The following is a 13,827-nucleotide window of genomic DNA, read 5'->3' on the forward strand; positions in this document are numbered from 1 at the left end:
GACCGGGTATTAGGCAATGCTCATACGCATCGCGTTACTCCAGACCACAGCCTGGTTGTAATACCCGTGCAATGCCTTTTGCTCTACCTTGAGCGCCTGAGACAGCTTACGGGTTTTTTGCCAGTTCGCAGTTTCAAAGGTTTTTGCCAGCTCCAGATAAAACAATAAATTATTCTTTTCGCCGCACAAGGCCCCTTTTAAATCATCGGATAATGGCAGGTTTTCCATCAGATTGTTCATATTGCGATCCAGCATGGCATCGATCAGGGAAAACAGCCCCACCAGAAAGCCTTTAGGCGGATTTTCCGGATCGTTTCGGGCGGCCGCTAAGAGTTCGCAAAACTTGGCCCGAATTAACGACACCTGGAGCAATTCCATCGGCTTGGCATCGCCCAGATTGGCCAGCGCCAGCAGCGCAATAAACTTCTTCAATTCCAGCGCCCCCATATAATTTAAGGCATGGCGCAATGAGGTAATTTTGTTGCGTTTATTCACCGTGGGATTGTTGATAAAACGCAAGAGCATGTACGACAAAGCCACATCCCGCTCAATAATGTCGTTAATGCGATCAAAGTTCATTTCTAATTTGGAGCTTTCGCTGATGAGTTCCAGCAAGGACAATTTGGAATTGGGAATGTTCTTTTGCTTCATCACCTCAGGCCGGGCGTAGAAGTAGCCCTGAAAGTAATGACAGCCCATCTCCTTATACAGCTCAAACTCTTCATGGGTTTCCACTTTTTCAGCCACGATTTTCACCTTGGCATCGAGAAACTTAGGCACGTGTTTTTTAATGGTTTCGTAATCGCTCTCGCGAATATCCACCTTCACAATATCAATATAGGGCAGAAACACATCCCATTTGGGATCAAAATCGTGATCGTCCAGTGCCAGTTTGTAACCCAGTTGCTTAATGTGTTTACAGGCAGCCAGCAATTCTTTGCTGATGGGGGCAGTTTCAACGATTTCGATAACCACGGCCATCGGATCAAGTGAAGTGGGAAAACGGTATAGCAGCGTGTCTTCATAAAAATTGATGAACGACACTTTGCCACCGGTGATTTCATCCAGGCCCAGTGTTAAATGGTTACTGGCCAGAATCTTAGAAGTCGCTTCGTCGGGGGCGACATTGGGAAAACAGTTTTGTTTGCCATCCCGAAACAATAACTCGTAACCAAACACATTCTTATCGCGGTCCAAAATGGCCTGACGTGCAACGTATGCAAACATTCTTCTACCTCTTGGGTAAACAAGACTGACCTGTTAACCCTCTACCAATAAGTAATCGAAATCCCGGTGCATAAAACTCTGTTACATTTCATAGGTGATATTCATCCCTGTGACACGAAACAAAATTAAACTTTAGCAGGTCTGACAACGTAACAACAAATATAAATCCGTCGATGTCGCTTAAATTTACAGCAAACAGGCGATGCATTTTCGTTTTAAGGCACCGACTCTGGTGATCTTCAGCCCACTGTGCTAGCATGCCAGCGGCAAAAAATAAAGAGGTAATTATGAGCACAAAAATACAGTCCATGGCCTTAAGCATTCCACAAAGCGGAAGCCTGGATTCGTACATTCAGTATGTGAGTGGCATCAACATGCTATCCGCTGAAGAGGAACGTGCATTGGCGACCCGTTTGAGAGAAGACGAAGACCTGGAATCAGCCAGAAAGCTGATCATGTCGCACCTGCGTTTTGTGGTGCATATCGCCAAATCATACTCAGGCTATGGCCTGCCCCAGGCAGACTTAATTCAGGAAGGCAATATCGGCCTGATGAAGGCGGTAAAACGATTCGACCCCACCATGGGCGTGCGCCTCGTTTCATTTGCCGTACACTGGATCAAGGCAGAAATTCACGAATACGTACTGCGCAACTGGCGCATCGTAAAAGTTGCCACCACTAAAGCGCAACGCAAATTGTTTTTCAATCTGCGCAAAGCCAAAAAACGCCTTGGCTGGTTCACCCATGAAGAGGTGCAAACCGTTGCTAAGGAATTAGGTGTCAGCACCAAAGAAGTATTGCAAATGGAAGCGCGGATGAGCAGTCAGGACCAGGCGTTTGACCTGTCGGCTGACGACGACGAATCCGGCAGTTTTGCACCAGTTCAGTATCTGGAAGACAAAAGCGAAGACGTAGAAACGTCAGTGATCAATGCCGACTGGGATCAAAACGCTTCTGCCCGCTTGTACTCCGCCATTAAAACGCTGGACGAGCGTAGCCAACACATACTGCAAACCCGCTGGTTATCTGATGAAAAGACCACATTGCAGGACCTGGCAGACAAATACAATGTCTCTGCTGAGCGCGTACGTCAGATTGAAAAGAACGCCATGAAAAAGCTGCAAAACGCCATGAGCTAAACGCTAACTGGCATAGAAAAAAACGAAAGCCGCATGTTTGCGGCTTTTTTATTGCGTGTAACTTACCCAAGGTTCACACCAGCCAGCCTGTTTTTTGACCGGATTTAATGTATTTTGTGTATGACAGAAAACGGAAACTGACTAAATACGAACCGGCAATGAAATTGCCCCATTTTAGTCAGTGAACTTTTAATATTTCTTAACGGGGCTCTTAACGGGACAGCCATCACAACTGTACATCAATACATTTTCCAAACCCTACCCTGCGGCGGGAGAACCGTGACGAGGCTGGCGCTAAATCACTTTTCTTTAATCAGTTCCAGGGCCGAAGTAAAGTCCATATCTGAACGTTCTTTAAAATCAGCAGACAGGCGATCCCGGTAGGAGCCATCCGGCGACAGTAGATATTTGTTGGGGGCGGGTGTGACATCCATTAAATCAAAACGCAAAGCCTCCAGTGCTTCAAACCCGTCGGTGCAATACAGCTCTCCCCAACTGGTGAAATAAATCACTTTCAGCTCTTCGGTTTCGGGTTTGTGGCGACGACTTTCAAAATTGATCACCGCCAGACAGTTAATAATGCGATAAGGTACCAGTAAGGCATTGCGCTTTATTTCCGAGATGCGTACCGGCGGGAATAGCGTCTGAAATACTTTGGTGAGTTCCAGTAGATCTCGTTCCAACACGGGTTCGGCATGATAAGACAACATAATCCTGGTCTCGCTGTCCATGATGCCATTAAAAACGCCCCATAAGATAAGTTCTACCGGATTCCAGGCACTTTTCATCAACACCTTTCCCAGCGCCGAGTCATTCCAGTCTATCTGATTGCCGCGATACAGGCTCCAGCGCCGGCGATTATTGCTTTGCGGTTCGGCTTTAACAGTGACAATTTTGCAGTAGGTACCATCTTCAAAGGCACTGCGCAGATAATCGATTTTATGCTCTTTTTTAGAGTAGAAGGAGTCAATTTTACGGCCGATAACAGTAACATCTTCTTTGCTTACCAATTGCTTTTGGTGGGAAATTTTCACCGAGATACGGCGATAGCAACCAATCAGAAATGCGTGAATGCGCTTGCCGATTTGTGAAAGATCTTTGAAATCCCAGTATTTGATGCGATCAATTTTTTTGATTTTCTCCCGTGACCAGCCCCATTGCTCCACGTAGGCCATGATGATTTTGCGTTTAAAATGAAAGGCGTTTTCATCTGCTGGCAAACTTAAGCCACAGTCACTTTTGATATACAGACACAACTGCAACAGTTCAACAGTATCCTGCTCGCCAAGCTCCTGATAGTACCGAATAATCTGTTCAAACATCAGGCCATAGGGATCGATGTGTTCCTGCTCGCCCGGAGCACGGGTGCCATTGTGTACAGCACTGCGCAACTGGCTACACAAGGGTTGCTGACTATCAATATTAGCCAGAAACACTTCCAGTTTGGCCATTTTCAGCACCGATTTAAACGGCGAGTCCATGGCCTTGCTGATTTGCCAGATGGCAGCGCCAAACAATTCTGCGGTATCCATCTTTTCTATATTGCCCAGGTCCATAAACCACTTAGGCTCAGGCGAAACACCGTCCTTTAGGGAACTCAATAACTGCTGATATTGTTTGTCGGTTGCCCCTTCGTGCAATAACCACCAAAAAGGCGCTTTCCCTGCTACCACGATATTGGTGGTGTAAAATTCGGCCTTCAGGAATATCGCCTGAGCACTACCCGAACTCTCACCATCTGCCACACCAAAATCGTTGTTGCGCACTTTTTCAATATCCGACAAAAAGAAGTGTACTTCCATGCCAAAGTGTTTTTCGGCCCATTGTTCAATCTTGTGCAACTTACTCTGCAACAGGCGAAAATGGGCATTTTTATAGCGTGTGCCATCGACGCACACCCAGTAGTCAAAATCCGATTGTGACGACTGTGCGATGGTGCCGATACTGCCCATTAAGACCAACGATTCAATCATCCGGCGCTTGGGCCAGATAGGTTTTAAATCCTCTATCAGGGCTTTTTGGTCGGGAAATATACGGTGTAGCGCATCTTTCAACTCTTCCCTTAGCGAGTAATTGACAAGGCCCAGCGGGGTTTGGGGATCTTCAATGTAACCTGGAAAGGCCGGGTGATTGATATGCAATAAAAACGGAATGATATGAAATGCATCGCGTTTTTCTGACGGCATGAGTTCCAAAGCCCGTTCCGTTCGGGCTTTGTTATACCTGAGTACCCGCAATAACCGGATCGTCAGGTTTTGTTGAAGATTGGTGCTCATATCCGTCGTTCAGCAAACGCCTGTAAAGTGGGCAAGATTTTGATTTTAAAAAGCAAATCAACTTTTGCTACAAAAATCAACTAAATATGACCAATATTAGGCCAACTTTGGCCCGTATGCGAACTCAGCCTTGTATTGTCGGAGGATGAAACGGCCTGAATATCCGGATTGTGAGGCCGTTTTGTCAGTCTTTGAGCGGCAACACCCAATAAACACCGTGAAATTCCGCCACCGCTTTATCACCATCCTGAATATTGACCTGCAACTCCAGCCGGCACTTTTTCTTGCGTTCAACGTAATTAAACTTGCCGCTCAGGGTTTCAATATTACAGATGGCTCTGGGTTCAGCGGTTACCGGCTTGTGATAATGAATATTGGCATCCCCCAGCACAATATCACCAGTAAGGCCGCGCTCTTTTAACTGCAAAAAGATCATGCCCCAACCGGTGAGTGTCGCCAGTGAATAAATACTGCCGGCGAACATGGTGCCATGCAGATTGATGTTTTTGTTCAGCGACGCTCTGGCTTCCAGAGTTTTACCACTGTATTGATGCAGCACGATGCCCATTTGCTCAGAGATGGGAATGGTTTCATACCAGGTTTTCTGCAGCTCACTACACCATTTGGGATGCAACCTGACGATAGACTGCATATCCAGTTTTTTTACCATGTGTTGGCGTTTTTGTTTGCCTAAGGCTTCCGGTGAGTCTTCAATTTTATACCCTGCTGCCGCAAAAAAGGCCACCGAGGTATCCAGGCTGTTGGTGACTGCCCTGGTCGCGCCCTGGCGTTTGGCTTCTTCTTCCAGGGCACTTAATATCAGACTACCCAGGCCTTTTTTACGATGCTCAGCAGAGACGGCAATATGCCTGATTTGAGCTTCTTCCTGAACATTCAGATGAACCCGCCCAACGGCGACTATATCCCCTTTAGGCGACAACAACATGCGATGTTCCGCTACGCTCTCGTATTCGTCTTTTTCAGACCCCGGAGGAAAGTTAAAAGGCTCCCGTAACACTTGCCAGCGAAAAGAAAAATAAGCATCCAATTGCTCTGGCGTTTCTGGCGTACTAATTCGATACATTCACTTTGGCCTTATTTCGTGGTTACATAGACAAACCAGCACAGCACCACCCCGTTTTTTGGGAGCCTGAACTCTGTTTCATCTGAACGATTTACAAAACAACCCACGTATTTTGCATTTTGAGCGTCCCGGGTCAACTGCTCTGACAATATCAGAAAATACAGAATACCGTTGGCTTTCTATTAATGATGCTGTGCAAACGGTGATGTCTTTGCACTCGCCACACCAACCGGTATTGCCTCACCTTAGTGCATTGTTGCTGTGCTTTTATTACCGCCAGCGCCCTCAAAAAGTCACCGAATTAGGATTGGGTGGCGGCAGTTTACAGCGCTTTTTCCGTTACCACTTTCCTTTGTGTGAAATACGCTCAATCGAATATTCAGCCCAGGTAATCCGGCTGTTTGAGCAGTGGTTTTGGCCGGCCGGTTCACCTTATCAGATTGTACAACAGGACGCACAGCAAGCCATTAAAGATGTAGCAGCGCAAGATCTGCTGTTTATTGATCTTTTTGCTGAACAGGGCAGCCCGGATTTTGTTTTTAGTAAAAACTTTTATCAGGATTGCAGTAAAGCGCTGAATCAGGATGGTCTGATGGTGATTAACCTGCTCAGCGCCAGCTGGCTGCAGTCAGAGCAACTACTGGAAATTCTCAGCGAGCTGCAACTGCAGTTTCGCATCCTTGCGGTACCAGGTTACCAAAACAAAGTCATTTTTGCCGCCCGACAGGCGCTACCGGTCATGGACTTTGATTCGCAACTGCAACAGGTCGCGAGGCAATATCAGTTAGATCTGAACGCCGTGGTGTTTATGCGCTAAATGTGCAACCAAAAGGTTGTCGGGCCTTCGTTTACCAGAGCAACCTGCATGTCTGCCGCATATTGACCGGTTTCACAGGGCACGCCGTTGTTACGCACCGATTGGTAAAAATGCTGATAGAGCTGTTTTCCCAGCTCGGGATCACCGGCTCCGGAAAAGCTGGGGCGATTGCCCTTTTTGGTATCAGCCAGCAAGGTAAACTGCGACACCACCAGCACCGAACCTTCCGTTTGTTGCACATTGAGATTCATTTTGCCTTGCTCATCGGGAAAGATGCGATAGTTGCACACCCTCTGCGCCAGCCGCTCCGCTTTTTCCCTGGTATCACCATTCTCTACCCCTAACAACACCAGTAAACCCTGGTCTATTTCGCCCACACACTGGCCCTCAACAGTCACTGAGGCCGAGCTGACGCGTTGTAATAATGCTATCAATGTTGCTCCTTTTTCATTCAGTTATTACCGATATTTACCACACCCGATTCGAAATCGCTTACAAATATCAACTGGTAAGTTTAAAAACTTTGTTTTATTTTAAGCACATACCGAACACCGTTAACAGCTAAACAGAAGGAAACGCGTATGTCAGGTCAAGGTTCAGGCGGCAATGTAATCGCTGCATTATGTAATATTTTCATTCCCGGATTGGGACAGTTAATTCAGGGCCGTATCATGATGGCGTTGCTGTTCTTTCTGGTATGTACTGTCAGCTATGGTTTGGCGGCAACTGTGATCTTTATTTTTATGTGGCCGGTAGGCGCAATCTTCCATTTATGGGCCATTATTGACGCCGCAAAGTTTAAGGCCAGCTGATGAAACACCTACTAGCGACTTGTCTGGTGCTACTGCTCAGTGCCTGTCAGTCCACCTATTATTCCATCTGGGAATCGATGGGTGTTGAGAAACGCGACATTCTGGTGGACAGAGTAGAGTCAGTTAATGAGGCTCAGGAAGAAGCACAGCAGCAATTCTCCTCGGCACTGGAAGAACTGTCCGCCTTAATCAACTTCGACGGCGGTGAGTTGCAGGACGCCTACGAGCAAATTAAGGATCAATACGATGCCAGTAACGACAGTGCAGAACGCCTCATCAGTCGTATTGACAAAGTAGAATCGGTAGCAGAGGCCTTGTTTGATGAATGGCAAGATGAATTGCAACAATACAGCAATGAAAGTCTACGACGCGATAGTGAGCGCAAACTAAAAGAAACTCAACGACGCTACAACAGTTTGCTCAAAGCCATGCATCGTTCTGCGGACAAAATGCAGCCGGTGCTTACCGCACTCAATGACAATGTGCTGTACCTGAAACACAACCTGAATGCCTCTGCGATTGGAGCATTGCAGGGAGAATTTGACAAAATCAGACAGGATATTCAGGTGCTGATAAACGAAATGAACAGCGCCATTGCGCAATCTTCAGAGTTTATCAATAGTATTAAAGCCCCTTGATCCGATCAGCCTGATACCTGTATCAGGCCGATTCTTCCGGTTCGTTGGTATAGGAGCTTGTTGCAACCTGCTCGTCTTCTGGTTTGGGCCGAATATTCAGGATACGCCATTTTTCCACCTGTACCGTTAACACAGCGCCTAACAAGACAATAACCCACGACAAATAAACCCAGACAAACAAAATAGGCACAGCCGCCAGCGCGCCATAAATAACTTTGTAAGACGGAAAGCTGGTAACATAAAGTGCAAAGACTTTTTTCCCTAACTCAAACAATACAGCAGCAAACACCGCCCCGGCTGCGGCATCTTTTGCCCGTACCATCTGATTGGGCACCACCATGTACAGAATAAAATACACACCGAAAGAGATAAGAAACGGCAGAACCCGCAGAACAAAGGTGGTTATGCCTGGCGTGTATTCTTCCGCAAAGGTGGTCAGAGAAATCAGATAGGAAGTCATGGCCAGACTACTGCCCACCAGTAACGGGCCCAATGTCAGTACCATCCAGTAAATCGCAAAGGTGAATATCTTGCGCCGCTCGATGTTGGTGCGCCAGATATGGTTCAGGGTCTTGTCTACATTGGAGATCAGCAGCAGCGCCACCACCACCAAAAAGCCGATACCGATAATGCCCATTTCCGATGCATTGTTGGCAAACTCAAACACGTAGCGCCTGATGGTATCTCCGGCGGCGGGCACAAAATTGTGAAAGATAAAGTCTTCGACTTTAACCCGAATGCTTTGAAACGCCGGAAACGCCTGCAAAATGGCAAAAAACATCATGATAAAAGGCACCAGCGACAACAACGTCACATAGGCCAGGTGACCGGCGGTCACTGCAACCCGATCTTCTTTGCACTGGGTTAAAAAAGACCGGGTAAACTGAATCGCTTTGGGGCGAAGTCGCCGAAACAGTCGTTTAAGTTTTTGCAAAATACACTCAAAAATCGAAAATTTTTGACAGTGTAGCCTGGTTAACCGCGCACGCCCAGCATATGACAGATGGCGTAACTCAATTCACTGCGGTTCAGGGTATAAAAGTGAAAATCTTTCACACCTTCTTTTGCCAGCACTTTTACCGTATCCATGGCAATGCTGGCGCCTAGCAGGTTGCGGGTAGTCTGATCATCATCGTCCAGACCTTCAAACATGTGATGCAGCCAGTTAGGCACATGTACATTGGTAAAACCGGCGAAGCGTAACAAGGTTTTATAATTGGTTACCGGCAGGATACCCGGCACGATATCGATATCAATACCGGCGGCTGCGGCGCGATCTCTGAAACGCAAAAACACCTCGGCGTCGAAGAAAAACTGAGTGATAGCCTGAGTTGCACCGGCTTCAGCCTTGCGTTTCAGATTAAGCAAATCAAATTGCGAATTAGGGGCATCGGGATGGGTTTCCGGATAGGCTGCCACAGAAATGTCAAAGTCAGCCACTTCCTTGAGTAATTTCACCAAATCAACCGCGTAGGAGCGGTGCTCAGTTGAGCCTTCGGGTAAATCGCCTCGCAGCGCCACAATCCGACGAATGCCCGACTCCCAGTAATCCTGCGCAATTTGCACCAGTTCTTCCCGTGAAGCGTCCACACAGGTTAAATGCGGGGCTGCATTGATACCCTTTTCGTTTTGAATGCGCTTAACCACTTCGTGAGTGCGATCCCGCTCACCACTGTTAGCACCATAGGTAACTGACATAAACTTGGGATTAAGCGGCGCTAAGCGCTCTACAGAATTCCAGAGAGTTTGTTGCATGGCTTCAGTTTTAGGTGGGAAAAACTCAAAAGACACCTGAATATTTTTGATTTCAGACAAAGTCTGATTAAGAGCATCTATGCCCTGCGCGTACGAAACCATGTTAACCTTAAGCAATTTAGACGTTTAGATGGCTAAATGTAATTAAACACCGTCTGGACGTCAAGCAGTTTAGCCATCTAATATTGATTAGTTTCCCAGAGTCATTAGAATTAAAGCTTCTGACTCATAATCATTAACAGGGTTTCCCACCATGGCAGAATGGAATGGTAACTATATAGATCCGTACGCAGAACACGGAAAAAAGAGTGAACAAGTTAAAAAAATAACGGTTTCTATACCGCTCAAGGTATTGCAGGTACTCACTGACGAGCGTACCCGACGCCAGGTTAACAACCTGAAACACGCCACTAATTCGGAATTATTGTGTGAAGCCTTTTTGCATGCGTTTACCGGGCAGCCTTTGCCCAACGACAATGATTTAACCAAAGAAAACGCCCATAAGATTCCGGAAGAAGCCAGACGCATCATGGCAGAAAAAGGCATTGAAATTGAAGAGGATGAAGATTAAGCCGGTAAATTGAAGGAGCCGCGTAGCGACTCCTTGCGCTAACTCATAGCGTTTAGTTCAATCCCCCTTCACGGGTCATGTTTTCATTTCTGTCAGCGTGGACAATCACATTATCTTCAATGCGAATTCCGCCGTAAGGTTTTAATTCTGCCACTTTATCCCAGTTGATATATTTAGATTCCGGGGTGCTCCGTAAATCCGCCAGCAGACTATCAATAAAGTAGAGGCCGGGCTCAACCGTAAACACCTGATCGGCTTCAACTGTGCGTGTGCAACGCAAAAACGGATGTGCCTCAGGTGAAGGTTTAGCCGTGCCGCGATCATCCGCCATGTGCCCACCTACATCGTGCACCTGCAATCCCAAAAAGTGACCTATCCCATGCGGGAAAAAGGTGGAAACGATGCCTTGCTCCAGGGTATCGGCGCCACTCAGGTTAACGATGCCAAAATCTGACAACAACTGCGCTACCTTTTCGTGGGCTTTAAATTGCAGATCCGCATATTCAATACCGGGTTTGAGCATATCAATCAGATCCAGGTTTACCTGATCCATGTGCCGGATCAGATCAGCAAACTCCCCATCCTGCTGAACATAGGTACGGGTGATATCTGCCGCATAGCCATGATATTGCGCACCAGCGTCAATTAAAAAAGTACGACTCTGTTGCGGTGCGTCGATATCCCGCACGCTGTTGTGCAGGATGGCGGCATTTTCATTCAGGGCAATAATACTGGGATAGGGCAATTGCTCATCGGTATGGCGAGTCGCTGCCAGGTAGGCGAGATGAATATCCAGCTCGCTTTTGCCCGCTCTGAACGCCTGTTCTGCGGCCCGGTGGCCCTGGATAGCGATCTTGTTCGCCTCACGCATACAGTACTTTTCATAATCGGTTTTGTAAGCGCGATGATAGTGCAGATAATGTAAGACCCGATCCGGATTAACATTGCTAAATCCCAGTGCACTGGCCACTTCCAGATATTCGCCGAGATAGGCGTGCTTTGCTTTGTCGTAAGGCAGGTACTTTTCCACCGCATTGGGTTTCGCCAGTAAATGGATATCGAATTCGTCAGTCCAGAAGTCGTTCGGCTCTTTAGGCACTTTGTGCCAGAAGTCCACCGGCAAATAAAACACCAGCTTCGGCTTTGATTCGCCATCCAGAATTAACCAACAGTTGGGGTTATCAACCACCGGCAGCCAGGCTTTAAACAGGGGAGAAACGGCGAACGGATAATAATTGTCGTCCAGAAACTTGATTTTGCCCTGTCCGGAATGAATCACAATGCCATCAAGCCCTTCGCGCTGCAAAGCCTCACGGGTACGTGCCTGCATCACGGCGATGTGTTGTTGAAATTGGGCTTTGAGTTCTGACATAAAAGGCGGCTCCTTCTTATAGGGTAGCTTCTGCTACGAAACGAATGAGGAATAATAAATGATGGTATCTCGCCATCTCCGGAGTGTAAATGTTACAGCCCAAAGTCGTTGCCATTAAATATGGTTAACTGTCAGGTTCCGGCTCCACCTATTGTCATCTGGGCATAATCTTTAAAGTAATTATATTCATTGCCCAATAGCAGGTGATAAATCTGTTTATAAGCCAGCACTGCCTTTACGTAATTGCGGGTTTCCCGGTATGGGATGTTCTCAATCCAGATATCTGCTGCCATAGACTGACCTTCCGGCACCCAGGTTTTCACCCGGTGCCAGCCGGCGTTATAAGACGCTGTCGCCAGTACAATATTTTTATCCATGCGCTGCATCAGGTAATTCATATATTGAGTGCCCATATCCAGATTGAACTGCGCATCGTACAGTTGTCGGGCGCGAATTTTGCGCTTTTCCATGTATTGTACGGTACTGGGCAGCACCTGCATCAACCCGTAAGCACCTGCTCCCGAACGGGCATCCGGTTTAAATGAACTCTCTCTTCTGGCAATGGCAAAGGCCCAGGCCGGGCTGATGTCATTGCGCTCTGCGCTGGCCATCAGATCCGATTTATAGGCCAACGGAAATCGTTTTTCTACGTCATCGAGATAACCGGAGTTGGAAAAGGCGTGAATCGCCTGATCGTGCCAGTCCCACTGACTGGCGAGCGCAGCTGCCAGTTGCTGAAGCTCAGTAGGCAACGTCGGGATCAACATATTCCATTCACGACGAGCTGAGGTTTTGCGCTCCAGTTGAATAAACTCAACTATGCGCTGCATAGCAGGTTTGGCCATTAGTTGCCTGAACTGAGTTTCCTGTTGTTGGTAGGGGCGGTTTTGTAAATTCACTTCCATGCCCAACTTACCGCTGGCCATAAAACCATAATAATGACGATTCTGCGCCAGCTGGGTGAACAATCTGTTTGCAGCGTCCTGATTGCCGAGTAACTCCAGGGAGCGTGCTTCCCAATACTGAAAAATCAGATCCTGGGTCATGCCATCCGGGATAGCCCTCAGTACTTCCAGCGCATGGTGCCAGTTTTGCTCCCGCAAAACGTGAGTTAAATGCCAGAGGTACACGTCTTCTTCCTGCAAGCCGCTGGCTTTTTCCAGCCAGCTTTCTGCCTGCGGGTGATTTTTTGAGGCCAAAGCGATAGCAAAACGCTCAGTAATCGCTTGCTTTTGCTCTGCACTGAAAGAGAACTTACGGGCATAATCCCGCCATGTCTCCAGTGCCAGTTCCGGATCGCGCCAGATCAAACGGCGTAATCCATAGGTAATAATGCGCGTTTCAATAGCTGGGCGTACGCCGGTAAACTTCGACTGTCGCGATAGCATGCTGGGCGAACGGCGCACCGACAACCACAAATCCGCCAGATATTTTTCTGACTCCGGCAACAAACGCTTTAAATAGGGAATAAGGGTGCTGTTGCCGCCATCAGCGGCCAGCTCGATGCGCTGTAATACAATGTCTTTACTTCTTCTGCCGGCATCCCGCCATTGGTCAAACAAAGGATCACATTCATTGGGTTGTGATTTTCCCACCAACCACAGCGACTGAATTTCTTCCAGATAGGTGTCCAGCCCCTGTCTGGCAATATCGAAAGCGATGCGTTGACACAAGAGCGCAGTATCACCCACCTCGGCGTAATACTTTAAATACAGATCGTCGCGGTTTTGACGAGCGAGGTGTTGCAACCATTTCTTGCGCAATGGACGTTCCATTGGCGTGTCTACGTATTCTGTCAGAAACTCCGCGATGGCATTTTCGTTGGAAATATAGGGGTAACGTAACAGCGTTTTGTAGGTAACGTAGGGCCACAGCGGATAATCTTTGAGGTTTTGTTTTAGTAGTTTGTACTCACTACTATTTGGCCGGTGTGCGATTTGTTCAGCACGTTCAAACCACTCCCGCAACTGCTCAGGCGCAACCGCCTGCGCTGCACCTTTGACAGAGACCAGTAAAAACATCGATACAGAAAGTAAAAAAACGCCCTGTTTTATTGCACGCATTGACTACCTTTTTTGTCGTATTCTCTCTATCTTTAGCCTTCAGACTGCGAGCAAATTCGCGGCCTTAGGTAAC

At 47.4% G+C, this 13,827-nt stretch carries 13 protein-coding genes; 5 read left to right on the forward strand and 8 right to left on the reverse strand.

The features are described 5' to 3' along the window. Window positions 1-9: 9 nt before the first annotated feature. A complete protein-coding gene (locus tag AC0J20_RS17190) occupies window positions 10-1,227 on the reverse strand; it encodes an EAL and HDOD domain-containing protein (RefSeq protein ID WP_229529880.1) in 1,218 nt (405 codons plus the stop codon). Between the two features lie 287 nt (window positions 1,228-1,514). Between AC0J20_RS17190 and rpoH the strand changes: the two genes are divergently transcribed. Continuing rightward, window positions 1,515-2,366, forward strand: coding sequence for an RNA polymerase sigma factor RpoH (rpoH, locus tag AC0J20_RS17195; protein WP_473022661.1), 852 nt, complete (start codon window positions 1,515-1,517; stop codon window positions 2,364-2,366). Window positions 2,367-2,665: 299 nt separating this feature from the next. Here rpoH and AC0J20_RS17200 read toward each other — a convergent pair whose 3' ends face one another. After that, a complete protein-coding gene (locus AC0J20_RS17200; protein WP_473022663.1) occupies window positions 2,666-4,642 on the reverse strand; it encodes a class I adenylate cyclase in 1,977 nt (658 codons plus the stop codon). A 184-nt stretch (window positions 4,643-4,826) separates the two neighbouring features. Next, window positions 4,827-5,726, reverse strand: a complete 900-nt coding sequence (locus AC0J20_RS17205; protein ID WP_229529876.1) for a bifunctional GNAT family N-acetyltransferase/hotdog fold thioesterase — start codon at window positions 5,724-5,726, stop codon at window positions 4,827-4,829. Between the two features lie 211 nt (window positions 5,727-5,937). Between AC0J20_RS17205 and AC0J20_RS17210 the strand changes: the two genes are divergently transcribed. Beyond that, window positions 5,938-6,543, forward strand: a complete 606-nt coding sequence (locus AC0J20_RS17210) for a spermidine synthase (protein WP_473022664.1) — start codon at window positions 5,938-5,940, stop codon at window positions 6,541-6,543. On the opposite strand, the gene dtd is transcribed toward AC0J20_RS17210, so the two are convergent. Continuing rightward, window positions 6,540-6,977: a D-aminoacyl-tRNA deacylase gene (dtd, locus tag AC0J20_RS17215; protein ID WP_473022665.1), complete on the reverse strand. Its 438-nt coding sequence runs from the start codon at window positions 6,975-6,977 to the stop codon at window positions 6,540-6,542. The two genes, AC0J20_RS17210 and dtd, sit on opposite strands and share 4 nt — an antisense overlap. Window positions 6,978-7,124: 147 nt before the next feature. On the opposite strand from dtd, the gene AC0J20_RS17220 reads away from it, so the two are divergent. Both AC0J20_RS17220 and AC0J20_RS17225 read left to right on the forward strand, forming a co-directional pair. Beyond that, the gene (locus AC0J20_RS17220) at window positions 7,125-7,355 is read left to right on the forward strand and encodes a hypothetical protein (protein ID WP_229529873.1); all 231 of its coding nucleotides are present in this window, start codon (window positions 7,125-7,127) and stop codon (window positions 7,353-7,355) included. Beyond that, window positions 7,355-7,993 (forward strand): DUF2959 domain-containing protein, encoded by a 639-nt coding sequence (locus tag AC0J20_RS17225; protein ID WP_473022666.1) that lies wholly within the window; start codon window positions 7,355-7,357, stop codon window positions 7,991-7,993. The genes AC0J20_RS17220 and AC0J20_RS17225 overlap by 1 nt, the downstream gene beginning before the upstream one ends. 22 nt (window positions 7,994-8,015) lie before the next feature. Here the strand turns inward: AC0J20_RS17225 and AC0J20_RS17230 are convergent, their stop codons facing one another. Together AC0J20_RS17230 and metF are read right to left on the reverse strand one after the other, a co-directional pair. After that, window positions 8,016-8,927, reverse strand: a complete 912-nt coding sequence (locus tag AC0J20_RS17230) for a virulence factor BrkB family protein (RefSeq protein ID WP_377307069.1) — start codon at window positions 8,925-8,927, stop codon at window positions 8,016-8,018. Window positions 8,928-8,968: 41 nt separating this feature from the next. After that, window positions 8,969-9,850 carry a methylenetetrahydrofolate reductase gene (gene metF / locus AC0J20_RS17235; protein ID WP_229529871.1) on the reverse strand — a complete coding sequence of 294 codons (882 nt, stop codon included), beginning with the start codon at window positions 9,848-9,850 and terminating at the stop codon, window positions 8,969-8,971. A 151-nt stretch (window positions 9,851-10,001) separates the two neighbouring features. Here metF and metJ point away from each other — a divergent pair, with 151 nt between their 5' ends. Continuing rightward, window positions 10,002-10,319: a met regulon transcriptional regulator MetJ gene (gene metJ, locus AC0J20_RS17240; RefSeq protein WP_229529870.1), complete on the forward strand. Its 318-nt coding sequence runs from the start codon at window positions 10,002-10,004 to the stop codon at window positions 10,317-10,319. Between the two features lie 52 nt (window positions 10,320-10,371). On the opposite strand, the gene pepQ is transcribed toward metJ, so the two are convergent. Both pepQ and AC0J20_RS17250 read right to left on the reverse strand, forming a co-directional pair. Next, window positions 10,372-11,691: a Xaa-Pro dipeptidase gene (gene pepQ / locus AC0J20_RS17245; protein ID WP_473022667.1), complete on the reverse strand. Its 1,320-nt coding sequence runs from the start codon at window positions 11,689-11,691 to the stop codon at window positions 10,372-10,374. Window positions 11,692-11,822: 131 nt separating this feature from the next. Continuing rightward, entirely contained in the window at window positions 11,823-13,754 is a 1,932-nt protein-coding gene (locus tag AC0J20_RS17250; protein WP_473022668.1) for a transglycosylase SLT domain-containing protein, read from the reverse strand. Window positions 13,755-13,827 lie beyond the last annotated feature (73 nt).

This window comes from Planctobacterium sp. R6, assembly GCF_055755215.1.

Bases quoted from the DNA above. Each gene is read 5' to 3' on its own strand.
- AC0J20_RS17220 (WP_229529873.1), top strand. From the start codon at position 7,125: ATGTCAGGTCAAGGTTCAGGCGGCAATGTAATCGCTGCATTATGTAAT.
- rpoH (WP_473022661.1), top strand. From the start codon at position 1,515: ATGAGCACAAAAATACAGTCCATGGCCTTAAGCATTCCACAAAGCGGA.
- metF (WP_229529871.1), bottom strand. From the start codon at position 9,850: ATGGTTTCGTACGCGCAGGGCATAGATGCTCTTAATCAGACTTTGTCT.
- AC0J20_RS17205 (WP_229529876.1), bottom strand. From the start codon at position 5,726: ATGTATCGAATTAGTACGCCAGAAACGCCAGAGCAATTGGATGCTTAT.
- AC0J20_RS17250 (WP_473022668.1), bottom strand. From the start codon at position 13,754: ATGCGTGCAATAAAACAGGGCGTTTTTTTACTTTCTGTATCGATGTTT.
- pepQ (WP_473022667.1), bottom strand. From the start codon at position 11,691: ATGTCAGAACTCAAAGCCCAATTTCAACAACACATCGCCGTGATGCAG.
- metJ (WP_229529870.1), top strand. From the start codon at position 10,002: ATGGCAGAATGGAATGGTAACTATATAGATCCGTACGCAGAACACGGA.
- AC0J20_RS17190 (WP_229529880.1), bottom strand. From the start codon at position 1,227: ATGTTTGCATACGTTGCACGTCAGGCCATTTTGGACCGCGATAAGAAT.
- AC0J20_RS17200 (WP_473022663.1), bottom strand. From the start codon at position 4,642: ATGAGCACCAATCTTCAACAAAACCTGACGATCCGGTTATTGCGGGTA.
- AC0J20_RS17225 (WP_473022666.1), top strand. From the start codon at position 7,355: ATGAAACACCTACTAGCGACTTGTCTGGTGCTACTGCTCAGTGCCTGT.